Consider the following 20,992-nt stretch of genomic DNA (forward strand, 5'->3'; position numbering starts at 1 on the left):
AAGTGATCTTCAACTTAACAAAGGGGACATTTCTACTGAACGTAAAGGGGACATTATCGCAGAACTTTTACATGATTGGATCGCATAATATATATTATGGAAAATAAGATGGAGGGTGTAAGCGTCAATTCCAACCCAACACGGCTCTCTAAATTGGTTTAGATCGCTTCATGCACCTCTTAAGATGCCCATACAGCCCGTCTTAGAGCTGCGACACCCTTGATGCTACCAAATTTCTATCATGCGCATCCTTTCTATTCGTATAAACAGGCCTTAACTGACAAACGTGTTTCAACATGTCTCATGGCGCTCTCCCATCTATCATGCGTATCTTTTGCTATTAACAATACTAAACGGAGACATGTACATGAGCACAAAACCACAGGCTGGGGAATTTTGTTGGAACGAGTTGATGACGTCTGATACCGGTAAGGCAAAAGAATTCTATGGCCAATTGTTTGGCTGGACGCACCAGGATATGCCGATGAAGAACATGACGTACACAATGTTTAATAGCGGTGAAAAGATGGTGGGCGGTCTATTGCAAATCCCCCCACAAGAACAAGGAAAGGTCCCTCCTCACTGGATGAGCTATATTTTGGTAGCCAGTTTGGATGAAAGCCTGAATAAAGCCGAAACATTGGGTGCTAAGGTAAAAATGCCGCCAACAACCGTTGAGGGCATGGGACGGTTTGCCGTGATCCAAGACCCAACAGACGCCCACATCGCCCTCTGGGAATCGGCGATTCCATAAGAAGCCGAAATTTATTAAAGGAACATCTTATATCTTTTTCAAACATTACTGAAAAAGATGAAATTCTCATTGAAATCATGACTTAATGAAGTTATAAGATTTACACTAAATGTTGCTCAACCTTTTGAAGGAGTTCCTATTCATGAAAACCAAGATTATATTTATGTTTGTGATATTATGTTCAATTTCTTTTGCAATGGATGCAAAAAAACCAGAAGAACGAACTCATGGTTTAGAAGTAAAAATTCCAAGCATGGTCTTGTTTTGTCACGACAGTGATACTGCTGAGTATAAGGCATGGGCACAAAATATGACGAAAGGAGAGGCTGTAAAACCGCATGACGTGGATTGGTATAACAAGAATATTTTAGCGCCACTCGTTGGGTTTACACAAAAAAAAGAATCAGGTGCTTTACTGACACTCGCCTTATTTTATCGAAAAGAAATCGGATTGGATAAATTGCCTGTTTTGGTTAGCTATTTTCTAAAGGAGCCAAGATTTGAGAACAACGTTTATGTACTATCGGCTGCTGGAATTGCTGATCTGGCATCAGGAAAGATCGATCCAGCGTTAACCTTCTATGATAGAGCGAAAAGGCATGGAGATATTTTCTCAACAGTTCAAGCCATCTACATTACAGCATTACTCAGTTCGCCTAAAAAGGAAATTCGTTACGTCGAAAAAGCTTGCGAAATCATCAGGGACTGGCAAGCTCTATATGCTGGAGAAACGGATACGAAAGTTATAGGAGCTGACCTTCTGGGTCATATGCAAAAGAAGGGTGGGTCAAAGTATGGATCCCTTTTTGACATATATGATGCTCTTTTTTCGACCATTAAGAAATGGGGATTTGAAAAGATCTTGTTAGCGAAACTTATTGCGGAATGTGAACGCATCAATAACATTCCAGCAAGACTTGCTTTTATTGGGTGCTTTGGAAATTATTTTATGGGCACCCCTTATGAAACCTTATTGAAAGAATCGAAGATTGTAGCAGCTAAGTAATCTTAAGACATCTCCCCTGAAATCTTAGTAAGGGGTGAATCTATTGAGAGGCGAGCGGAAAAAGATCCTGTGGCTTCAAGCCAAGGGCACGTTTCTTTTTAGTGGCTTCTTTCCTTCGTTCCTTCATCAATCCTTCTTGGGTGCCTTGAGGGGAATTTGGATCATATTGGTGAATGCACATTTTGTGATTGCAGTGGTCAATTTCATGCTGAAGAAGCCGCGCAAGGAAACCGTAAGCTTCCGCAGTTACGTCCCTTCCCTCTTCATCCTTGCCTTTGTACCGAATGGCCTTATAGCGCCAGATTTTCCCATAATGCTGCTTGGCTGAACAGCATCCTTCCCAATCAAGGACCTTACCCTTGCTCTCAATGCCTTCATAGGAGGGATTAATCAAAACAGTGAGGGGCAGAAGCTCTATGACATCGTCGCGCCACTTTAGGGCTTCTTCAGGTACAAGAAATACGGTGATTGGTTTAGCCACACCCACTTGAGTTGCCGCAAGGCCAGCGGCTCCCTCCTTTATAACTCTCTTCTTGAGGGCTGCAATAAAGTTCTTATCCTCTCGTGAAAGAGGAAACTTAACAGGATCCATGGGAGTCGTTAAGACACTATTTTGAGAAGGATCATCAATGTCAACAATATCGAGAGAGGCTGATTCATATTGAGGGTCCATTTTGTTTATCTCCATACTTGAGGCACAAGGCATGCACAATAATAACGTGCAAGTTATTACTTTAATTACTATATTTTTATGTATAATAAACCCCTCCCTTAATGAGATCTTAATAAAAAGATGTTTTAATTATTGAGTTACGCATACCACAATGAAAGGGATATTAAAATGAAGAATTTTAACACAATTAGAAATTTATCTATGGGGATTCTTGCGACCTTAGTATTGCAAGGGGCATCCTTCGCCGCTTCTATGCTTCCTAGCGACAATCCAGAGACAGCCCCAAAAGATGGTGAGAAAATGATGATGGGTTCTCATGAAGGTATGGGAATGGACATGATGAGCCCCGGAGACATGAAGGACCACCACAAAATGATGAAAGAGCATCATGAACAAATGATGAAAGATACCCCGGAGGACATGAAAGAACATCATAAAGTGATGATGGAACATCATGAGAAGATGATGAATATGTCACCTGAAGAAATGAAAGCTCAACATGAGAAAATGATGAATATGAGCCCTGAAGAGAGAATGGATCATCGCAAGATGATCATGGGTGAAAAAAGTGCCAGCGCAGCGCCAGCAGATACGAAAGCTTCTGTAGAGCCAAAACCAGCTGAAGAACCAACGGCAGTAGCAGAATCAATAAAGTAAGGATCATAAGGACTCGCCTGGCACCATAGCTAATAGATCAGGCGAGTTCCCCTCCCCTTTACGATATTTTAAGCATAACGCCTTATTCTAATTCTTATTAGGATAAGAGGTTGATATATTATGCTTTTCATAAGAGGGTTACTTTTAGTTCTAACAATTGCCTTTGCCGGCCATGCTGCTCCTCCAGCTCCTACCAAAACTGCATTAGCTCCAAGGCCACTGATTACTAAAGAAATAGGTGTTGATGACGAAGCTACAATCAGCCTGGTCAAGGAACTTGTTAAAAAGATGAAAGAAGATCCCACGAATGGTTCTTGGGATGATATGATTTCTGACACAGTGATGAAACAGCATACCTTAACCTTACATAAACCAAATAACCCCTACTTCTACAGCGATGACAAATATGTTATCACAGACATCATCGATTTAGTGCTTGATGATCCGGATGGAGTCTATGATGAAACCAAAACTTCCGGTACTTTGAAAATATATCGGGAATGTAATTATCCTGTTGAAATTGAAATGCTTTATGATCGTGAAAAAAGGGCGGAAAAGAAGTTTCAAAACCCAAAACTTAATTTTCAAAAGGGATATCTTGGTCAGGTTGTATACGGTCCCACAAACCGAGTGATGGTTGTTTTAAATATTAAGGGTGATGAACAATTAGCAAATACCTTGGAAGAACGGTTGGCATATTTCAGAAACAATATCCGTTTTGTTGATGCATATCCTGTAAAAGATGACCCATTAAAGCCTGACCCGGCTGATGCAAAGAAGGCGAAAGCAGGCGTTGGTTTGACAAACATACATTGTGAGTGCCCATCTTAAGTTTAGATGGAAAATGAATTTCCACAGCCACAAGAGGCCGTCGCATTAGGATTTTTAATGACGAATTGGGCGGATGTTAAATCTTGAGTGTAATCAATCACCGCATCCGACAATAGGCCGAGGGAGATTTCATCAATAATTACCTCAATACCGTCTTTCAAAAATAACTGGTCATCCATCGTTTGCGCATCATCCAAGGAAAAATGGTATTGAAAGCCAGAGCACCCTCCCCCGCTTACTGAAATACGCAATCGTAAAGGGCCTGAGGCTTCCTCTAGGGCTATAAGATGTGCAACCTGCTGAGCGGCACTTTCTGTAATAGTTATGTTTGGTGTAATCATAATTGATTTATAGCACGATTAAGGCATTTTGGGAAGGTTTCAGTCGTTGCTTCCCCCTTGTTATCTACTGTGGCAGTCGTATCAGAACCCGCAAGCCGCCATGGGGGGAATCTCCGAGGCGAATTTGACCGCCGTGATTTCGGATTACATCCCGCGCGATGCTCAAGCCAAGACCAACACCGCCCGTTTCCAGGTTCCGAGATACATCCAGACGGTAAAAGGGACGAAACACTTCATCCCGCTGAGACTCTGGTATCCCCGGACCATTATCATCTATCGTGATTTCAAGGAAGCGGCCACTTGCTTGCGCCCCGATCCACACATGATCAGCATAACGCTCTGAGTTCACCAATAAATTCATGAGGCATCGCTTTAACATCTGAGCCTTGACTTGTATCTTAAGTTCGACTGGGCAGTCGATTGTTATGTTAAGAGAGGTATTTCTAAACTGCGCTTTCAAATCATGAAATAAGTCACAAAGAATGATACTGATAGGCGATTCATCCCCTGCCCCTCTTGCAAAATCCAGATACCCTTCGAGCATCTTTTGCATTTGCTCGACATCCTCGGTCAAATTTACAACCTCAGGATCTCGAGGCATCATCGCAAGCTGAAGTTTCATTCTGGCCAGAGGCGTTCGTAAATCATGGGAAACGCCTGCGAGCATTTCGGTTCGTTCATTCAATTGTCGTCGGATTCGATCGCGCATAATATTAAAGGAAATACCTGCTTTACGGACTTCTGTTGCTCCTTCTGGACGATAATCCCCAACATCTTGCCCCTTACCAAAACGTTCTGCCGCATCTCCTAAGCGCCGTAGGGGGCGGATTTGGTTGCGCATAAAGAGGGAGGCAACAATAAACAGTAACAAAGCAGATGCGGTTGTCCAGATAAGCACTAGGGGCGTTGTTCGACTGAAGAGGCGCTTTCGGGGGGTTTCAAAATGTAAAACACCCTGACGAACTTCAACATCTAAGTAGATATTGTCTTGGCTCATGCGTAAGAAATAGGGTTGTTTAAGCTTGTCACGCAAGGCTTCTTCCATAAATCCGTAAAGCCATGTCGACTTATATATACCAGCTCGTGGCAACTTTTCCCCTTGCTTCAGCTTCAAATCAAGCATGAGGCTATGATGCGCCAACTCAGCGACACGAGAAAAGTCTTGCCCATCTTCAACCATTTCTACAACCATATGAATATCACCAGAAATGGTGTTCGACAGGAGTCTTAGAATTGTTTCCGTGTGCCGATCAAAGAAAATGTAGCCTAAGACAACCTGGACTAAAATAAGGGGCGTTACTAGAATAATAAGGGAACGCCCGAATAAACTTCGGGGCATAATAGACTTTATCAAACGAATTGGATTGCGCATTATGATCCCTTTTGTCCAATTTAGCCTATTTGTTCTCATGAAACCAACGGTTTTGTTGCCTAATAGAAAAAGGGGCAACGAATTGTTGCCCCTTCTAGATCCGTCATTTTAGCGGTCTATTAGTTTGCCCACGTTTTAATCACTGTAAGTCCGTTGTTTTCTTGAATTGAACCGCCCATCTTAATGATCGGAATGTTACTAAGTTTCACCATTTTTGGTCGGCCTTTGTGTTCGCCACCTGCCCTGTCTCCTTCATCTGTTGGCTCATCCTCAGGATCCGGAATGTTGGCTTTTCCCTGGTCACTTTTATCTTGATAATCTATGGGGGTGACAATTCCATTGAAATCGGCACTCACTTGTTTTGTCGTCGTGTCATTAACGTTCTGCGCAGCTTGCAACTGTTCCCTTGAATTTTGAAGATCTTCTGATTCCTGAGTCTGAGGCGTTACCAATTCAAGTTCGCCTGTTTGCATCGAGTCGGCTCTAATGCCCCCACGAGCTGAAAGAGCCATATCATCCTCTGTCCCTGCTCCGTCTTCAGATTCAATCTCTAAAAGATCGAGTCTATCTTTCACCCGAACCTGAGGAGTGTCGGTAGGAACTTTTTGTCCCTTTTCTTTTTCTGCTGAAGGGGGAGTAAGTTTATGATTTTCTTCAGATAATGTAACATTAGGTTTGCTGGTTTCCGTCTCCTGTTTTTGATTCTTGACTGTATTTCCAACACAAAGTGATGAGACGATTAAAGCGGCAATTGAAACACCTACCATATTCTTTAATATAGTGATCTGCATAGTGGACTCCTTATCTGGTTAATCTTGCTCTTTCCCATACCCTTCCGGGTTAACTTTAAGGTACATTTTCATAAGTTAATAAGAGGTTAACAAACAAGAAGCTTGAAATATAAAATTGGATGGATAGAATGGGGTCCATGGAAGCCATTAAATCTGCAAAATTCATCGTTATATGAACTTTTGTTTTTGACAAATGCCCATAAGTCATGGCAAATGGCTGTAAAGGTATTTATATTTGAAGGTATTAGACTTGAAGGAGATCAATCGTGATTAAGTTAGAATGGGGAACAAAACGGGCTTGTCAAAGCTGTACGGCTCGTTTTTATGATATGCGTCACAGCCCAATTGTTTGTCCAAAATGTGGAGAAACCTTTGAAATACAGACACCTGGTCGTCGGTCACGTAGTCGTAATGCCGTGGTCGATGATATCGTTGCAAAGCCAATAGAAGATGATATCCTCATCGAAGAATTGGATCTACCAGCCGACTTAGACGAAGATCTTGTCGAAGAGGATGATGATACTTTAATTGAAGACACATCAGACCTTGGAGAAGATTTAGACGATATGGCTGATGTCATCGACACAGTTGATGAGGGCGAAGAGCAATAATAATTTAAGAGAGTTATATTATGAGCCTTATGAGTAAAGCTTTCTGGATCTCTTTGTTATGTTTGTCTTTTTTGGGCATCATTGTATTGGGTGTTGTCGGAATTCCGGCCAAACCCGTAACGGTGATTAAGACAATTCCAAATGATCGACTGCCATAGTAGATCAGATGCTTGCACCTGAGGTTGATGCTTTTTTGGAAATGTTGGTGGCAGAAAGGGGATCTGCACCCAACACCATAGAAGCCTATCGACAGGATTTAAGTCATTTTGCTGCATTTATTAAAGAGACTTCATCCTTTGAAGTCTCTTTATCTCATGTAACAGCTGATCACATCAACAATTTCCTTATTCACCTTTCTAAAGAGGGGCGCGAAGCTTCAACGCTATCTCGTCGTTTGTCAGCTTTGCGTCAATTTTATCAGTTTTTGCTGTCTGAAGATTGGATTACCTCCAATCCCACAGCAACGATTGATGCTCCTCGCCCTCAAAGGTCCTTACCCAAAATATTGTCAGAGGAACATGTTGTTCGATTGCTGGAAACTGCCCGTCTCCAAATTGATCCAGAAGGGTATCGTCTATACGCCCTGCTAGAGACTCTTTATGCCAGTGGTTTGCGCGTCAGTGAACTCGTGACTCTCCCTTTCCTAGCATTTCACCCCAGTAAATCTTTTCTTCTGATTAAGGGAAAAGGGGGTAAGGAACGCCTGGTGCCACTAAGTGAGCCTGCTCTAGCGGCATTGAATACCTATTTGACCGTTTACCCCATATTTCTAAAGCGTGCAGGCCTCAAGGGTGAAAAATGGTTATTCCCCTCCCCTAGCAAAGAAGGATTTTTAACAAGACAACGATTCGGGCAGTTATTAAAAGCCCTTGCTCTGCAGGCCAACCTGGATCCGGATAGCATATCCCCCCATGTCATCCGTCATGCCTTTGCAACCCATCTTTTGACCCATGGGGCGGATCTCTTAGCGATTCAAAAATTATTAGGGCATGCTGACCTGTCAACCACCCAGATTTACACCCATGTGGTGACAAACCACCTAAAGGACTTGGTGAATCATCATCACCCATTGGCACAGTCAACGAAAAAAGGTACATTGCAAAAAACAAGGGAAAACTCATGACTGTATTTTTAGACTTTGAAAAGCCAATTGCAGAGCTTGAAGGCAAGATTGACGAATTGCGTCATCTAGATAGTGCTGGCAAGGTTAACATTGTGGCAGAGATTACCACTTTGCAAAAGAAAGCTGATAAGCTTTTGAACCAAACCTACAGTAATCTTTCACCTTGGCAAAAGGTAAAGGTTGCCCGCCATCCCGAACGCCCCCAGTTCTTCAATTATCAAGAAGCGTTGTTTGAGGAGTTTACGCCCCTTGCGGGAGATCGTTGTTTTGGTGAAGACCAAGCCATCGTTGGTGGTCTTGCCCGTTTTCGGGGCAAACCGGTGATGTTGATTGGGCAACAAAAGGGTCAAGATACAGAATCGCGTATTCGCCATAATTTCGGCATGGCAAGGCCTGAAGGATATCGCAAAGCGCGTCGACTTATGGAACTGGCTGACCAATTCCACCTCCCCCTGATCACTTTCATCGACACAAACGGTGCCTGGCCTGGAATTGATGCGGAAGAACGCGGCCAAGCAGAAGCGATTGCCCGCAGCATTGAGGCTTGCCTTAAGGTAGAGGTCCCTCTCATAAGCATAGTCATTGGTGAAGGTGGCTCTGGGGGGGCGATTGCCATTGGGGCTGCCAATACAGTCCTCATGATGGAACATGCGGTGTATTCTGTTATTTCCCCTGAAGGATGTGCCTCTATTCTTTGGCGCAGCGCCGATATGGCCTCTGACGCGGCTGAAGCCCAACGTATCACCGCCCAAGACCTTTATAAGCTAGGCATCATTGATCAAATCGTCCCCGAACCCATGGGCGGCGCACATCGCCATCCCGATGTGGCCATAAGATCCGTTGGGGAGGCCTTAGAGCATGCCCTCCTCACCTTATCTGCCCATGAGGGGCGCAAGCTTCTTCAAATGCGTCGAGACAAGTTCTTAGGGATGGGCAAGAAGGGTCTATAGAGTTCTTGAAAAAAAAGCCTTTGAGGATTTCTCCCTAAAGGCTTTTTTATTAACACTTAATATTTTATAGCTTTTTATATGCTAAAATACGTTGTTTTGGTGGATAGAATTTAACAAATTCAGGATTTTCGTCAAAATCGAATCCCACGGCCTTAAGATGAGGAATAAGAGGATCTGCCGGATCGTATAAGCCAATAACATATCCCGGAAGTGTTCCTTCCAAAGGTAACTTCACACCTCTTTCTTTTAGCTGTGCAAATACCTGTAGGCCAATTCGCAAAGCATCTCTTGTCCTTTCTTCACCAAGGGCCTTTGGCAATACGGGAACCATCATTCCAAGACCACAATTAGGAACTAGATCGTATTTCTCTTTTGAAAACTTCGCATCAACCGGAGCATCCTTTTTCAAGCTCAAAGCACCAAAGTGTACAAATTTTTCGACAATGGCTGAATGCTCTTTCAGATCATATCCATTTCCAATGCCAAGAGCTGGCATACGTCCCAAGCATAAAAATCCAGCAGCTTTTTCAGCGAAAAAAAGAATACCACTATAGGGGTTTGGATTGTCAGTTCCTTGTTGACGTGTAATCAAGTTCTCTGCCCAGCTATTCACACCTTCTGGTTTCTCTTCTGTATTTGTTGGGAGACCTTCTTTAAAAGTGCAACGAGATACCAGTGCTTCAATCACACTAGCATCACCCGCTGTTATGGAGCGATAGGTAAGGGCTCCACATGTGCCTGAAAGTCTCAGTTCCTCCTTCATTTTGATGGGATTAGGAGCCACAGCTGGAACAACATTATGCTCCTCCATTGCACTGACCTGTCCGCACAGCACGACTAATGCAAAAAGCATTTTCAAAGGTTTAATCATAATTATAATACTCCCAAATTAGATTTTCACATTAGAAACAATAGAGAAACTCATTTCTCTATAATCAGGTTTATATCCCTTTGCCTAATCCTATAGCAAGGGGAATATCGTAAATAATAGGGAGAGGTAAATTCTAACTTTATTGATATAGCAATCTCATGGTCTTATACTAGCCAAGACAACACACGAAAGGAACCCATGTACCTAACATCCCCCATCACAAGCCTTCAAGGCATTGGGACCAAACGAAAAGCTTTGTTTGAGCGTTTGCTCGGCACCCGAGTTATGGATGTGTTGATGCATCTGCCGTGCGACCTCATCAATCGCCGCTTTGTGTCTAGTGTGTTGGATGCTAAAGAAGGCGAGACAATCAGCGTCATTGGGGAGGTCATCAGCCATACGCCGCCAACCTTTCCCCGCAAAGTCTATGCCGTAACCTGTTTTGATGGAAAATACTTCTTTGACCTTGTTTATTTTCATGGGAAAGGCTCCTACCTTCAAACAAGTCTGCCGATTAATACGAAGCGCCTGATCAGCGGGAAACTTGAACGGTACCAAGACCGTTGGAAAATTACCCATCCGGATCATGTTGCCCCCGTTGAAGAACAGCAGATTTTAAATGGTCCTGAGCCTGTTTATCCCTTAACCACAGGCATTACCAACAAGTGTGTTAATCGCGTCATTAAATCCGCTCTTGTGCGGCTTCCAACTTTGCCCGAATGGTTGGATGAAACTCAAAGTAAACTCTGGCCCCGCTGGAATGAGGCTGTTCTTGAAGTTCATAATCCGAAAGAGGAGCAAGACCTCTCGGCGACCTCCCCTGCCCGCCTGCGCCTTGCTTATGATGAGCTTTTAGCCCATCAACTTTCGTTGAACCTCACCCGCCGCCGCCAATATGCAAAAATCGAAGGATCAGCGCTGAGAGGGGATGGGCACCTGACGACTCAGATTCGACAGTCTCTGCCCTTCACACTTACCCCCGGCCAGGAAAGTGCCATAGTGGATCTGTCCAAAGATATGGCCGCCCCCCAACAAATGCTGCGTCTTATTCAAGGGGATGTGGGCAGCGGCAAGACCATTGTGGCGATGCTGGCCATGGCCCAGGCTGTGGAAGCCGGTTTCCAGGCGGCCATCCTCGCGCCCACGGATATCCTTGCCCGCCAACATGCCGCAAAGTTGATGCCCCTGTGCGACGCATGTGGCATTCGCCTCGCCCTCCTCACCGGACGTGATCAGGGTAAGAAGCGGGAACAACTCCTAGAGGATTTAAAAGACCACAAAATTGATATTTTGGTTGGAACACACGCCATCATTCAAGAAGATGTTGCCTTTGCCAAGCTCGGCCTTGCTGTTGTTGATGAACAACACCGCTTCGGTGTCGACCAGCGGCTCGCCTTAACAGAAAAAGGAAAGAACCCAGATGTGCTCGCCATGACAGCGACACCCATTCCGCGCACCCTCATGCTGGCAAATTACGGTGATATGGATGTTTCCATCATTCGCGACAAACCTGCAGGGCGTCTGCCCATTGATACAAAAGTCATGCCCTTAAGTCGCATGACTGAAGTAGTTGAAGGGGTCGAGCGCGCCTTAAAGACGGGAACGAAGATCTATTGGGTTTGTCCCCTGATAGAAGAATCAGAAGCGTTAGATCTGGCTGCTGCCAAGGAGAGATATGACGAACTCACTCAACGATTTCCTGGAAAAGTGGGCCTGGTCCATGGAAGGCTCAAAGCCGATGAGAAAGATAGCGTCATGGCTCAGTTTATCAATGGTCCTCTTGATATTCTTATTGCCACCACTGTCATAGAAGTCGGTGTTGATGTGCCGGCGGCATCCATTATGGTCATTGAACACGCAGAGCGTTTTGGCCTTTCTCAACTTCATCAATTGCGGGGAAGAATTGGTCGAGGCAATCAGTCAGCCACCTGCGTCCTGCTTTATGGTCATGCTTTAACCGATGTGGGCCGAAAAAGACTCGAAATTATGCGCCAAACCAACGATGGCTTTTTAATCTCTGAGGAAGACCTCAAACTGAGAGGCAGTGGTGAATTGTTGGGTACCCGACAAAGTGGATTGCCGCGATTTCGGATAGCAGACTTCACTTCCAATCCCGACCTATACGGGGAACTGTTTGCGATGGCCAACAAGGATGCGCGCCGTATATGCCAAGATGATCCAACCCTTTCCACAACACGAGGGCAAGCCTTACAGCTTCTCCTATCCTTACATGGTCGTGCGGACGCAGCCAAATATAGCCGTTCAGGATAAGATAAGCTCATAGGTGGCTCCTTTCCATCATGGCCGCGACCGTACTATCCTTTTCTTTACTTCCCCGAGAGGACCCGAACTCAAAGGTATAAGCATCTTTCAAACATGCCCCAAATATCCCGGCAATTGTTGATATAATACCGACCGCTTCACCAGGCAATTTTTCTGAAAAATAGGCCAAGGAGCCCAAACATAAAATAAGACCACTAGCCGCTGCTAGGACCATGACATCCGCGCGCATGTTGGAACGCCCTGCATTCATCAGTGCCACATCCCGCAATCGGGCGTCTTGACGGTCCTTCATGGCAGCCAATTCTATTTCAGCTTCCGCTTGGATGATGGCCCTTTGAAAGTCACTGACCATCTCCGAATTGTTTTCAAGGCGATGTATGGCCTCAAGCGGATCCGTGGATCCGGTTACTTTTTCAGCTATATCAACAACTTTTAATGCAACCTCTTGGGCTTGCTCTCCTCCGAGCCAACGGGCAATGATGGGGGCAAAGCTTGCCAATCCAAGAGCCGCTGCAATTACAGGAAATGCCATTTTAATCTCCTTTCATTAATTGATAGAACACATGTTTGCCAATACAAACTTTAGGGGGTATTCCCTTTGACCACTTCGGGTACAGAGACATTGTGGTGGCATGATAATGGTCACTTCCCTTCGTCAGATCTGGCCATTCTTGCCGAAAAACCTTGTTTGCTACATCCCGACAAATGAAAAACACAGGATCAAGAATCTCCTTTTGCAAAAGAATCAACCTGTTTGGATCCTGTTCATTCCAACAAGAGAATTGCCAAGGTTTGTGACAAACTTCCTGAATTGTGTGACCGAACCAGCCTTTAAGCCTGACTCGATTCATCACCACGTTCCCAACGGCAATTAAGGATGCAAGCCCGGCCTTACCGTTAAATTCTCCTCGTGCCTCGCCGTAGATGGTGCGTGCGAGAAGATCTATGTCTTTATCGCTTTTCATCTCCCCCTCCCCTTACAGCTCAAACACCAGAACCCAAAACCCTTTATCAGATTCAAATTCTTTTGAGATATGGGCTTCCATACATGAATAGAGTCCTCGATTCATCTGAACCCAATCATGCACCCGATAAGATGTATGTTCTTGCCACTTTCCCTGATAACTTGGAAAAACCTTCGGGATAACCACTTTCCCCAAGACACTACCAAATGTGCCATGAAACGTTAACTGATCTCCCTCTTGGGCTATTTTTGAAATGCCTTCACCCAAAGCGGGGTTAGTTTCAAGCTCCCTAAGCCGTTGGTCTAGAAATGCAAAATTCCCATCCATTTCTGCAATCGTTAACGGATCTTTCTTTTCATGACGATAGACAATACCCATATCTTTCACCCCCTTCGTTTGTAAAACAATTGATTCCCCATTAGCCGGTAGGAATCATATGATGTTTTCATCAATTTTCCGGCTTCATTGATCCCCAGCTCCAGATTAATCTCTGACATTCCGGCCTCAATAGATTCCATAAACGTACGCGTTTGATCTTGGCTATATATATCTTCAAAACAAATGTCGTCATCTCCTTGTCTTTCCTTAGTGAATGCATGAACACCTCGATCGCGCCAGAAGGGAAGTGACGTTTGATGAATGATCGTTTCATCCTGTAACGACTCCAACGAACATACGAGCGGATAAAAGTCTTCATCTACTTGTGTAGCACCATAGGCCCACAAAGATTTTCTGCTGGAATCTCCCTGTATGAAGCGCCCTTGTGGTTGTGTAAGAAACTCTTTCTGATAGAGATAAGGTGTTGGTAAATGAAGAGTAAATTCTAATACTTTCCCCCCAACAAAAGGGGTCCTTCCTTCCCCAGATCCCTTTTGAAAATACCCATGCCCAGTTGATTCGATGCGCACGCTCGAAAATGTCGATTGGTTAGGATACAAAGAGCAAGGCGCATAATCATCTAGTTTTGCTTGGGCGGTCTCATTCACCACCCAAACAGGAATCACGCGAACTTGAATTTCAATAACGAACGGTAAATCTTCATCTGATAGCCAAACACCTTCATCCTTGACACCCCCAAGCTGACAGTACGGCGCTTCCTCGTTGAAAGTATCCGTTGGAACGGCTTTATATCCATCCGGATAGGGCTTCATTGCAACACTTCTCAAACCTCTGTCGAATCTCATAGTATGTCCCCCGATAAATTGACTTGCCGCGGCGCTGTCCACGAACCAATGGTTTGAAGGTGAATTACATGCTCTACTTCTTTATGCGTCTTCAAATTTAAGAGATTTAGAGAAATGGTGGTGGAGATCTCTTCCAATACCCCTTTCAAATGATGACGAACGGGATATTGTTGGCTTTGCAGGACGTGAATTTGGCGTTCTGAATCATTAACAATCAGAACTTCTTTCAAAACATCACCCCTATAGGAGGTTGGTAGTTCAATAAGACCAGCAGCGGGTCTTTGATGAGAATAGTCAGCATAAACAAGGCCTGTAGATGTTCGATAATGCCTCGGGTTCCCTGTATCTGCGTATATAGGTTCGACATAATAATCATATTCTGGCTCCGGAGGCACATCCGGCTCCCCACCAATTGATGCAACGATCCGAACCCATGAGTGTGATCGCATCCCATCTTGATGTAATTGATAGGCAATAACTTTTCCAAGAACTTCTCCCCCAGGCAAACGTGGGTCTGCGATTCGAACAGAGTGATCCATACTCAATGGATGACCGACATCATAAGGCATCATGAATTCAACCTCTAAACACCTTGCACTTGCAGCAAGATGCACCCTTGCAACCTCGAGGGCATGTTCAACAGCTTGTCTGCCTCTATGAGTTTGAAAGAAACTACTTTCTTCTCCCAAATTAAGCTCTTGCAATGATAAGTTTAGAGTACGCGTTAAGGGACGTATTGAACCGTCTAGTTGCGTTTTTTGAGCTAATGTAAAATAGACAACCTCTCGTCGTTTCTGACGATATTCCCATCCCAATACGAGCGTCCCTTTCATCCAAAATCGACGGGCTCGATTCAGCTTGGGTTTATGCTGGGATTCATCCCAAGTCATTAACTCTGGGGTGAACGTTGGATATAAGTTTAGCACTCCTGTTTTTGGGGGGGTGATATCTTTCAGCTGACTATGTAGAACATAAAACCCCGATTTGCCCAACTTTTGTCCCTCGACGGGCCATGTCGCACGTAGGGCATTGGGTGTTAGAGTGTTAATCATTCCTGCAGAAAATGCTGATGCTATCTTTTCCCCAACGGATGCTTCACCAGAACCATATTGAATCCATTCTGCAGTCAAGTTCACCGATACCCGAGATAATGGGGTTTCCGCTAAGGACACTATCAAACTATCTGCGAAAAACACACCCGTTAGATCAACAGACGAGTTGCCTTGAAACAAATCGGAAACGGAAAGTCTGCCTGTTAGGCGGTCCCAAGCAAATAAAGCACTACGAGCTTCAAGCCATTCTACTGGATTATTCTGTTCAGTTGAATTTAGGAACGCAGGGTCCCAAAAGGGGGACTCTTTTAGGCGCGTCCCCATTTGTTGCAGTTGCTCTTCTGCATCTAAAGGTTCTGCCGTCAATTCTAAACTTACCAAGTCGTTTGTAATTTTTACAGGTAGGCCAACGAGTCTACCGGAAAAGATTAGGTTGCCTCCATAAGAAATATAGACATGTCGTTGATTTTGGGGCGGCAACTTTACTTCCCCAACAGTGACCGTAGCAAGAGCGACCTCCCCCTCCCGATGATCAATTGTCAGTTCCAATATGTCTAAATCGCATCGACAATGGGTTATTGGATCAAACGGATCGTCTTTGCGACACCAGGTAAAATGGGTATTCATTAATGAACAATTCCTCCAAAATAATTAAATAATATGAATGAGATGGACAATATGTGGGCATTACTTCCTTTTTTCTCGACATTTTGACAAAACATCTGTAAAAACAACCTAAGATTCCGTTTCTAAACCAACTGTGAGTATCCATGACCGCTTTGCCAAACGCTTCTCTATCCCAAACTGAAGAAATTGTATTACAAGCGCCCATCCAAAAGATTTCAGGTAACCCCTTTTCTTGGTTTATGCGCAAAGGGTATCCTCAAGGCGCATTTTGGGCTGTTATGATTACTTTGGTCAGCGTGACCAATGATATTCTGATGCGACTTCTTGGAGCTGGTCTCGATATCATTCAAATCTCCTTTTTCCGTTTCTTCTTTGGCATGCTCGCTGTCGTTCCTCTCATGCTGTCCCATGGTACAACCTTATTCAAAACGTCCCGCCCCTGGATGCATTTCTGGCGAGCTATTTTAGGCGTTTGTGCTATTGGAGGTGCCTGTTATTCCGTCAACCTTATGCCCTTGTCAGACAACACAATTATAATGTCCTCTCAGCCTTTCTTCTTCCTCCCCATGGCGGTTCTGTTCTTGCATGAAAAGGTAGATCTATCCCGATGGATAGCGATTCTTATCGGATTTATAGGCCTTCTCATCATGTTTCAACCCGGTGCAGAAGCTTTACGTATCGTTGCTCTCGTTCCCATTGCAGCGGCTATATTCTTTGCCATGAGTGATGTCGTAGCCAAGAAAATGGTCACAACAGAGAACACGCACACGATGCTCTTTTACTTTGCGGTAGGTACAACGATCATTACCCTGATCCCTGCGATGCTCGTTTGGCAAACACCATCTTGGTATCAGCTTGGCATGCTCGCCTTGCTGGGTATTGGTGGAAACCTCATCCAGGTTTGTATGATCCGGGCTTTCTCAGCCACGGAAGCCTCCGCTTTAAGTCCTTTCCGATATGTCGAATTTATCTTTGCAGCGTTATTTGGATTTGTCTTTTTCCTCGAAATCCCAACGCTTGTTACACTTGCTGGCGCCTCCTTCATTATTGCTGGAACGGCCTACATCAGTTATTACGAAACACGCAAAGAAGCGAAGAAAAACAGCTAGAATCAGATTTCTTCCAATTCAAGACGCCACCCCGCTTTTAAACCCCATTCATTGGTGTTAAGTGAGAAGGTAACAACACGCATATCTAACCAAGGGCGGTAGCTGACATAAGTATCATCAGCCACATTGGAGGCAAACACAACGTTTCTGCCCATCACACTTTCGAGTCCCAATTCTTCTTGATTTGTGGCTATCAAGAACACCGATCCTTCAACCGGATCCCGCTCAAGAACTACTCCTGTCCCAAGTACCTTTTGCCATAACCGTTGAATACAACCGACCTTAAGCTCACTGCCTCTCCAGAATCCCTCCATAGCAAGAGAAGCTTTATCTTCACAGGAAATAATCGATCGGTATTTATGGGCTGGACCCTTTCCCGTATAGACTAAAGATCCATTAATCGTTCTTTTCAGGACACCTGATTCTATAGGCATCAAGCTCTGAATACATCCCCGGGCAGATAAGGGAGGAAATCCTCCCCTGTTTATGATCAGTTCTGATTCCATCATCTTTCCTCCTTACTGAGCCCATCGCGGTAAATCAACAATCCTCCCACGAGTGACGCGTCTAAAGTGAGCCGTCAACGCATCGATGGTCTCCTCCTCACCGACTGGTATATTTTCCTCTTCTGGATCCTTTGAATCATCCATGATTTACCCCCTCACAATCGCATCATAATAATGATAAATTACACGAAGCCGGGAGCCGCTTCCCCCTGCTCCTGCTGTTTGCGTAACACATGCCAGAAATCGAATCATTGCAGATTTATCTGCCTCCAATATGCCAGGCAGCCATAAAGTTTTTCCTTCCAGAACCCCCCGAAGCTTATTAGATAAAAGCACTGCCTCTTCCATACCCGGCCTTTCAGAATAAGCACTCACCTTAAATTTGATATGGGCAAGAATAGACTTTATCTTTTTATTCCCCTTAACGGGATAGGGTGATAAAATTTCCTCCAACTCAATTAAAATAAGCGGATAGCGTGCTTTAGGAGGAAGGGCCAAATGGACATGATCACTCACCCCCTCATTTAACAAATGTCCCCTCACAGCTGTAAGGACCTGAAAATCACTCATTTTCCTCTCCAATATCATACATAAAACATGTTATCCATTGACGTCGCTCGTCTATTAAGGGAGGGCTCAATAGACTTAAGGTCGTACCCTCCCATTTGACACGTGAAAACCGCCTCAAGCGAAACCTTAAGGTGACTTTATATTTACCTTGAGAAGGATTTAAGTTATTCCAACCCTCACCAATAGAATCACGTACAGAGCAAGGAAGGACTTGAGCCCATACAGCGTCCCCCTCTTCCCACTTTTCAGTGAATGAACCATCCTTCTCCTCAACAACCCGTCGCCTTAACAGCACAATACGACTCCGCAAAGAATTGAGGTGCGTCATGCCAACCTCATCACACGATACGTTTCCAATATTTCTCGCGCCAACGTGTTGCGTGGCATCGCGTCTGAATTTCGGTATTCATAAAAGTCTGCCACACTCAGGAGTATGGCTTGCCGTATCACCGGGGGAATGTCACTTGGTCGATCGCCATATCCAGCTTCATAGTCAATTTCAACGGCTTCTGGGATACTTGCAAAGACCAACCTTGGAACTTGATGATTCATTTCAAGGCGATGACGCCGTATAGATTGCCTATCCCCGGTGCTCATTAGCCGATTCACTGAAACAATGGCTCGCAATGGTGGATAGGGTAAGGAAACTGTGCACACATCTTCCTCCTGGGTTGATAAATGAGGTGGATAGGGTCTTTCCTTCTCCCAAACCAGGCGCCAAACTTGACTGAGAAGAGATCTCCCGAGGTACTCCTCCACAAATCCGACCGCTGCCTGAATAAGGGGCCTTAAATATTCATCCTCATGGGCATGGTCAAGGCGCAAATGCGCCTTGACTTCTGTTAACCCAACGGGAAGAATCTCTTGTGTCTTCAGTCGCGTCAGCATGGTTTTACGCCTTTGCGAATTGAACCAGTTTGAGAGCATCGAAGTTAATAACATCTCCGCCAACACGTTTTGTTGCATAAAATTCGACATAAGGCTTCGCACTGAAAGGATCCCGCAAGACGTGCAGTCCTGCCCGATCAACAATTTGATACGCTTCTCTGAAATTCCCGAAAGCAATCGCCACGGATGGCTTTTTGACATCAAGTGCAGGCATATCGTCCGCGATGACAACGGGACACCCCAACAATGTCGCAGGCGTTCCCTCAATCATGCTGGGCTGCCATAAATATTGTTTGTTATCCCCTTTCAACTTACGAATCGCTGCAAGGGCAGACCTAGCCATCATCCATGTGGCACCATTTAAATACTGAGCTTTTAATGAATGAAAGGCCTCGACCAAAACATCACCATCAGTCAGTGCATCATTGGCTTTTGATGAAACGGCTTCAAACTTTCCCCATTCTGGTTTCCCAACCTCAACCAGAGGATAAACAAGAAACCCCTTTGGTTTTCCATTTCCATCACCATTGATAAATGCTGAATTTTCACTCAAACTCATCTTTTCTGCTATTTTCTGGGCAAGCCATGATTCGATATCCACACTGGAGTCATCAAGAAGCTTCTGGCTTGCCCGTGGCTTGGCATAGATTTGATGAACGGGTATCCGAATCTTTTGGAGCTCTGGCGTCCCTGTCTCCGGCCGCTCAGCCGTTTCAGCGACCCAACCTACTTCAGCAGATCCCTTTTCTTGAAGGAGCTCCAAAGCATCTGTTGATATCCCCGTGACGCGAGATATAGACCTCATCGGAGAAGAAACCTGCATGCTTGAATGAATCTTGTCCAACATGCTGGGGGGAATCAGATAGCCTCCACTGGCGTCATTCAAACTGGTTAAAGACTTTTGTTCGAGCCCTTCCATGCCTTTGCGAACATAGGAAAAGAATTCTGCTTTCGCTCCAGTATCTTCATCTGCACCGAAGGCGAGATTGGGGCGTTGAGCAGCTGTTTCAAGACGCGTCAACCGATTTTGGGCCTGATCAATGGCAACATTTAGTTTTGTCACTTTTTCATCAACCAACGGATCGTTTATGCCCTTTGTTTCCAATAGGGCCAATCTCTCATCATTTGCTGCCTTAAATTCATAAAACGCTTGGTGAAGCCCATCAACAGCATCACGCACTATTTGTATTGTCATAAAATTTTCTCCCATCATTGTTTGTATCAACCTTATACAAAGTCCCTTATTTCATTCACCTTATGGGTGTTACTCGCCCCCCTCTCTTAAAAGCTTCCCCAATTGATCCAACCGATCCATCAGCGCTTCCACCTCAGGATCTTCCATCTTCACCCGTTCAACTTTGGCTTTTGGATTCGCAGCAAAGGTAACAAGGGATACTTCTTGCAAATTGACCTCTTCTAGGATCCGTACTTCTGATGTCCCTTGACCACCCTTCCCTCGTCTGGCACGAACGGTCACAAATCCAATGGACAATCCATCAACAACCCCATTTTTCATTAAACTATAAGCTTCGCGCCCTTGAGTAAGATCTAGGAGCAATTGACCCTTCACGTATAAGCCGTGAGTATCCTCACGAATTTCACACCAATACCCAATGGGATGGCGATAATCGTGTTGCCACAGCATCTTCGGCATCTTCCCATTTTTCTCCCATGCTTTGAGGGACAGGTCAAAGGCGCCAGTGGCGACCTCCTCTCCTTGAGAATCTGTTATACCAAATACAGAGGCATATCCGCTGAAACTGCCGTCGGCATCACAGTTTTTGACCGATAAAGAGCAATCAAGTATTTTTTTCATCATCGATTCCTG

The 20,992-nt window shown here is 44.7% G+C and carries 26 protein-coding genes; 10 read left to right on the forward strand and 16 right to left on the reverse strand.

All coding sequences use genetic code 11. From position 1 onward, the window contains the following. The first annotated feature begins 367 nt into the window (after window positions 1-367). On the forward strand, window positions 368-754 hold the full coding sequence (locus K2Y18_07505; protein MBX9805579.1) for a VOC family protein: 387 nt from the start codon (window positions 368-370) through the stop codon (window positions 752-754). 142 nt (window positions 755-896) lie between these two features. Continuing rightward, window positions 897-1,760, forward strand: coding sequence for a hypothetical protein (locus K2Y18_07510; GenBank protein MBX9805580.1), 864 nt, complete (start codon window positions 897-899; stop codon window positions 1,758-1,760). Window positions 1,761-1,800: 40 nt separating this feature from the next. Here K2Y18_07510 and K2Y18_07515 read toward each other — a convergent pair whose 3' ends face one another. Further along, a complete protein-coding gene (locus tag K2Y18_07515; protein MBX9805581.1) occupies window positions 1,801-2,433 on the reverse strand; it encodes a peptide deformylase in 633 nt (210 codons plus the stop codon). 168 nt (window positions 2,434-2,601) lie between these two features. On the opposite strand from K2Y18_07515, the gene K2Y18_07520 reads away from it, so the two are divergent. Further along, the gene (locus K2Y18_07520) at window positions 2,602-3,090 is read left to right on the forward strand and encodes a hypothetical protein (protein ID MBX9805582.1); all 489 of its coding nucleotides are present in this window, start codon (window positions 2,602-2,604) and stop codon (window positions 3,088-3,090) included. A gap of 120 nt (window positions 3,091-3,210) precedes the next feature. Then, window positions 3,211-3,921 (forward strand): hypothetical protein, encoded by a 711-nt coding sequence (locus K2Y18_07525; GenBank protein MBX9805583.1) that lies wholly within the window; start codon window positions 3,211-3,213, stop codon window positions 3,919-3,921. Window positions 3,922-3,923: 2 nt separating this feature from the next. Here K2Y18_07525 and erpA read toward each other — a convergent pair whose 3' ends face one another. The 3 genes from erpA to K2Y18_07540 form a co-directional block, all read right to left on the reverse strand. Then, window positions 3,924-4,262 (reverse strand): iron-sulfur cluster insertion protein ErpA, encoded by a 339-nt coding sequence (gene erpA, locus K2Y18_07530; GenBank protein MBX9805584.1) that lies wholly within the window; start codon window positions 4,260-4,262, stop codon window positions 3,924-3,926. 64 nt (window positions 4,263-4,326) lie between these two features. Further along, entirely contained in the window at window positions 4,327-5,634 is a 1,308-nt protein-coding gene (locus K2Y18_07535) for a HAMP domain-containing protein (GenBank protein ID MBX9805585.1), read from the reverse strand. A gap of 119 nt (window positions 5,635-5,753) precedes the next feature. Beyond that, window positions 5,754-6,425: a hypothetical protein gene (locus K2Y18_07540; GenBank protein ID MBX9805586.1), complete on the reverse strand. Its 672-nt coding sequence runs from the start codon at window positions 6,423-6,425 to the stop codon at window positions 5,754-5,756. Between the two features lie 266 nt (window positions 6,426-6,691). Here K2Y18_07540 and K2Y18_07545 point away from each other — a divergent pair, with 266 nt between their 5' ends. From K2Y18_07545 to K2Y18_07560, 4 genes are read left to right on the forward strand one after another with little or no spacing between them, the layout of a single operon-like run. After that, window positions 6,692-7,036 (forward strand): TIGR02300 family protein, encoded by a 345-nt coding sequence (locus K2Y18_07545; protein MBX9805587.1) that lies wholly within the window; start codon window positions 6,692-6,694, stop codon window positions 7,034-7,036. A gap of 20 nt (window positions 7,037-7,056) precedes the next feature. Next, entirely contained in the window at window positions 7,057-7,194 is a 138-nt protein-coding gene (locus tag K2Y18_07550; protein ID MBX9805588.1) for a hypothetical protein, read from the forward strand. Between the two features lie 8 nt (window positions 7,195-7,202). Then, window positions 7,203-8,159 (forward strand): site-specific tyrosine recombinase XerD, encoded by a 957-nt coding sequence (locus K2Y18_07555; protein ID MBX9805589.1) that lies wholly within the window; start codon window positions 7,203-7,205, stop codon window positions 8,157-8,159. Then, a complete protein-coding gene (locus K2Y18_07560; GenBank protein ID MBX9805590.1) occupies window positions 8,156-9,109 on the forward strand; it encodes an acetyl-CoA carboxylase carboxyltransferase subunit alpha in 954 nt (317 codons plus the stop codon). Before K2Y18_07555 ends, K2Y18_07560 begins: the two co-directional genes overlap by 4 nt. Before the next feature lie 64 nt (window positions 9,110-9,173). Here K2Y18_07560 and K2Y18_07565 read toward each other — a convergent pair whose 3' ends face one another. Further along, window positions 9,174-9,980 (reverse strand): hypothetical protein, encoded by an 807-nt coding sequence (locus K2Y18_07565; GenBank protein MBX9805591.1) that lies wholly within the window; start codon window positions 9,978-9,980, stop codon window positions 9,174-9,176. A gap of 198 nt (window positions 9,981-10,178) precedes the next feature. Here K2Y18_07565 and recG point away from each other — a divergent pair, with 198 nt between their 5' ends. After that, window positions 10,179-12,251, forward strand: coding sequence for an ATP-dependent DNA helicase RecG (gene recG, locus K2Y18_07570; GenBank protein ID MBX9805592.1), 2,073 nt, complete (start codon window positions 10,179-10,181; stop codon window positions 12,249-12,251). 7 nt (window positions 12,252-12,258) lie between these two features. Here recG and K2Y18_07575 read toward each other — a convergent pair whose 3' ends face one another. The 5 genes from K2Y18_07575 to K2Y18_07595 are packed head-to-tail and all read right to left on the reverse strand — an operon-like array spanning window position 12,259 to window position 16,091. Continuing rightward, complete coding sequence (locus tag K2Y18_07575; GenBank protein ID MBX9805593.1) at window positions 12,259-12,795, reverse strand: hypothetical protein; 537 nt, start codon at window positions 12,793-12,795, stop codon at window positions 12,259-12,261. A gap of 1 nt (window position 12,796) precedes the next feature. Continuing rightward, a complete protein-coding gene (locus K2Y18_07580; protein MBX9805594.1) occupies window positions 12,797-13,228 on the reverse strand; it encodes a cell wall hydrolase in 432 nt (143 codons plus the stop codon). 12 nt (window positions 13,229-13,240) lie between these two features. Next, complete coding sequence (locus K2Y18_07585) at window positions 13,241-13,606, reverse strand: hypothetical protein (GenBank protein ID MBX9805595.1); 366 nt, start codon at window positions 13,604-13,606, stop codon at window positions 13,241-13,243. 5 nt (window positions 13,607-13,611) lie between these two features. After that, the gene (locus K2Y18_07590) at window positions 13,612-14,412 is read right to left on the reverse strand and encodes a hypothetical protein (GenBank protein MBX9805596.1); all 801 of its coding nucleotides are present in this window, start codon (window positions 14,410-14,412) and stop codon (window positions 13,612-13,614) included. Continuing rightward, window positions 14,409-16,091 (reverse strand): hypothetical protein, encoded by a 1,683-nt coding sequence (locus K2Y18_07595; GenBank protein ID MBX9805597.1) that lies wholly within the window; start codon window positions 16,089-16,091, stop codon window positions 14,409-14,411. Before K2Y18_07595 ends, K2Y18_07590 begins: the two co-directional genes overlap by 4 nt. Window positions 16,092-16,234: 143 nt before the next feature. On the opposite strand from K2Y18_07595, the gene K2Y18_07600 reads away from it, so the two are divergent. Beyond that, window positions 16,235-17,200, forward strand: coding sequence for a DMT family transporter (locus K2Y18_07600; GenBank protein MBX9805598.1), 966 nt, complete (start codon window positions 16,235-16,237; stop codon window positions 17,198-17,200). A gap of 2 nt (window positions 17,201-17,202) precedes the next feature. Here K2Y18_07600 and K2Y18_07605 read toward each other — a convergent pair whose 3' ends face one another. The 6 genes from K2Y18_07605 to K2Y18_07630 all read right to left on the reverse strand — a co-directional run bounded on the left by K2Y18_07605 (window position 17,203) and on the right by K2Y18_07630 (window position 20,983). Further along, the gene (locus K2Y18_07605) at window positions 17,203-17,709 is read right to left on the reverse strand and encodes a hypothetical protein (GenBank protein ID MBX9805599.1); all 507 of its coding nucleotides are present in this window, start codon (window positions 17,707-17,709) and stop codon (window positions 17,203-17,205) included. Window positions 17,710-17,853: 144 nt separating this feature from the next. Then, complete coding sequence (locus K2Y18_07610; protein ID MBX9805600.1) at window positions 17,854-18,276, reverse strand: hypothetical protein; 423 nt, start codon at window positions 18,274-18,276, stop codon at window positions 17,854-17,856. Then, on the reverse strand, window positions 18,269-18,604 hold the full coding sequence (locus K2Y18_07615) for a head-tail adaptor protein (protein MBX9805601.1): 336 nt from the start codon (window positions 18,602-18,604) through the stop codon (window positions 18,269-18,271). The genes K2Y18_07610 and K2Y18_07615 overlap by 8 nt, the downstream gene beginning before the upstream one ends. After that, window positions 18,601-19,164: a head-tail connector protein gene (locus K2Y18_07620; protein ID MBX9805602.1), complete on the reverse strand. Its 564-nt coding sequence runs from the start codon at window positions 19,162-19,164 to the stop codon at window positions 18,601-18,603. The genes K2Y18_07615 and K2Y18_07620 overlap by 4 nt, the downstream gene beginning before the upstream one ends. 4 nt (window positions 19,165-19,168) lie before the next feature. Continuing rightward, window positions 19,169-20,359 (reverse strand): phage major capsid protein, encoded by a 1,191-nt coding sequence (locus K2Y18_07625; GenBank protein ID MBX9805603.1) that lies wholly within the window; start codon window positions 20,357-20,359, stop codon window positions 19,169-19,171. 69 nt (window positions 20,360-20,428) lie between these two features. After that, window positions 20,429-20,983, reverse strand: a complete 555-nt coding sequence (locus K2Y18_07630; protein ID MBX9805604.1) for an HK97 family phage prohead protease — start codon at window positions 20,981-20,983, stop codon at window positions 20,429-20,431. Window positions 20,984-20,992: the final 9 nt, after the last annotated feature.

The sequence above is a fragment of the Alphaproteobacteria bacterium genome, assembly GCA_019746225.1.
Taxonomy (GTDB): Bacteria; Pseudomonadota; Alphaproteobacteria; order Paracaedibacterales; family VGCI01; genus VGCI01.

What these genes read in the sequence shown, in the direction of transcription:
- K2Y18_07505 (MBX9805579.1), top strand. Translation starts at nt 368, where the DNA reads ATGAGCACAAAACCACAGGCTGGGGAATTTTGTTGGAACGAGTTGATG.
- K2Y18_07510 (MBX9805580.1), top strand. Translation starts at nt 897, where the DNA reads ATGAAAACCAAGATTATATTTATGTTTGTGATATTATGTTCAATTTCT.
- K2Y18_07515 (MBX9805581.1), bottom strand. Translation starts at nt 2,433, where the DNA reads ATGGACCCTCAATATGAATCAGCCTCTCTCGATATTGTTGACATTGAT.
- K2Y18_07520 (MBX9805582.1), top strand. Translation starts at nt 2,602, where the DNA reads ATGAAGAATTTTAACACAATTAGAAATTTATCTATGGGGATTCTTGCG.
- K2Y18_07525 (MBX9805583.1), top strand. Translation starts at nt 3,211, where the DNA reads ATGCTTTTCATAAGAGGGTTACTTTTAGTTCTAACAATTGCCTTTGCC.
- erpA (MBX9805584.1), bottom strand. Translation starts at nt 4,262, where the DNA reads ATGATTACACCAAACATAACTATTACAGAAAGTGCCGCTCAGCAGGTT.
- K2Y18_07535 (MBX9805585.1), bottom strand. Translation starts at nt 5,634, where the DNA reads ATGCGCAATCCAATTCGTTTGATAAAGTCTATTATGCCCCGAAGTTTA.
- K2Y18_07540 (MBX9805586.1), bottom strand. Translation starts at nt 6,425, where the DNA reads ATGCAGATCACTATATTAAAGAATATGGTAGGTGTTTCAATTGCCGCT.
- K2Y18_07550 (MBX9805588.1), top strand. Translation starts at nt 7,057, where the DNA reads ATGAGCCTTATGAGTAAAGCTTTCTGGATCTCTTTGTTATGTTTGTCT.
- K2Y18_07555 (MBX9805589.1), top strand. Translation starts at nt 7,203, where the DNA reads ATGCTTGCACCTGAGGTTGATGCTTTTTTGGAAATGTTGGTGGCAGAA.
- K2Y18_07560 (MBX9805590.1), top strand. Translation starts at nt 8,156, where the DNA reads ATGACTGTATTTTTAGACTTTGAAAAGCCAATTGCAGAGCTTGAAGGC.
- K2Y18_07565 (MBX9805591.1), bottom strand. Translation starts at nt 9,980, where the DNA reads ATGATTAAACCTTTGAAAATGCTTTTTGCATTAGTCGTGCTGTGCGGA.
- recG (MBX9805592.1), top strand. Translation starts at nt 10,179, where the DNA reads ATGTACCTAACATCCCCCATCACAAGCCTTCAAGGCATTGGGACCAAA.
- K2Y18_07575 (MBX9805593.1), bottom strand. Translation starts at nt 12,795, where the DNA reads ATGGCATTTCCTGTAATTGCAGCGGCTCTTGGATTGGCAAGCTTTGCC.
- K2Y18_07580 (MBX9805594.1), bottom strand. Translation starts at nt 13,228, where the DNA reads ATGAAAAGCGATAAAGACATAGATCTTCTCGCACGCACCATCTACGGC.
- K2Y18_07585 (MBX9805595.1), bottom strand. Translation starts at nt 13,606, where the DNA reads ATGGGTATTGTCTATCGTCATGAAAAGAAAGATCCGTTAACGATTGCA.
- K2Y18_07590 (MBX9805596.1), bottom strand. Translation starts at nt 14,412, where the DNA reads ATGAGATTCGACAGAGGTTTGAGAAGTGTTGCAATGAAGCCCTATCCG.
- K2Y18_07595 (MBX9805597.1), bottom strand. Translation starts at nt 16,091, where the DNA reads ATGAATACCCATTTTACCTGGTGTCGCAAAGACGATCCGTTTGATCCA.
- K2Y18_07600 (MBX9805598.1), top strand. Translation starts at nt 16,235, where the DNA reads ATGACCGCTTTGCCAAACGCTTCTCTATCCCAAACTGAAGAAATTGTA.
- K2Y18_07605 (MBX9805599.1), bottom strand. Translation starts at nt 17,709, where the DNA reads ATGATGGAATCAGAACTGATCATAAACAGGGGAGGATTTCCTCCCTTA.
- K2Y18_07610 (MBX9805600.1), bottom strand. Translation starts at nt 18,276, where the DNA reads ATGAGTGATTTTCAGGTCCTTACAGCTGTGAGGGGACATTTGTTAAAT.
- K2Y18_07615 (MBX9805601.1), bottom strand. Translation starts at nt 18,604, where the DNA reads ATGACGCACCTCAATTCTTTGCGGAGTCGTATTGTGCTGTTAAGGCGA.
- K2Y18_07620 (MBX9805602.1), bottom strand. Translation starts at nt 19,164, where the DNA reads ATGCTGACGCGACTGAAGACACAAGAGATTCTTCCCGTTGGGTTAACA.
- K2Y18_07625 (MBX9805603.1), bottom strand. Translation starts at nt 20,359, where the DNA reads ATGACAATACAAATAGTGCGTGATGCTGTTGATGGGCTTCACCAAGCG.
- K2Y18_07630 (MBX9805604.1), bottom strand. Translation starts at nt 20,983, where the DNA reads ATGATGAAAAAAATACTTGATTGCTCTTTATCGGTCAAAAACTGTGAT.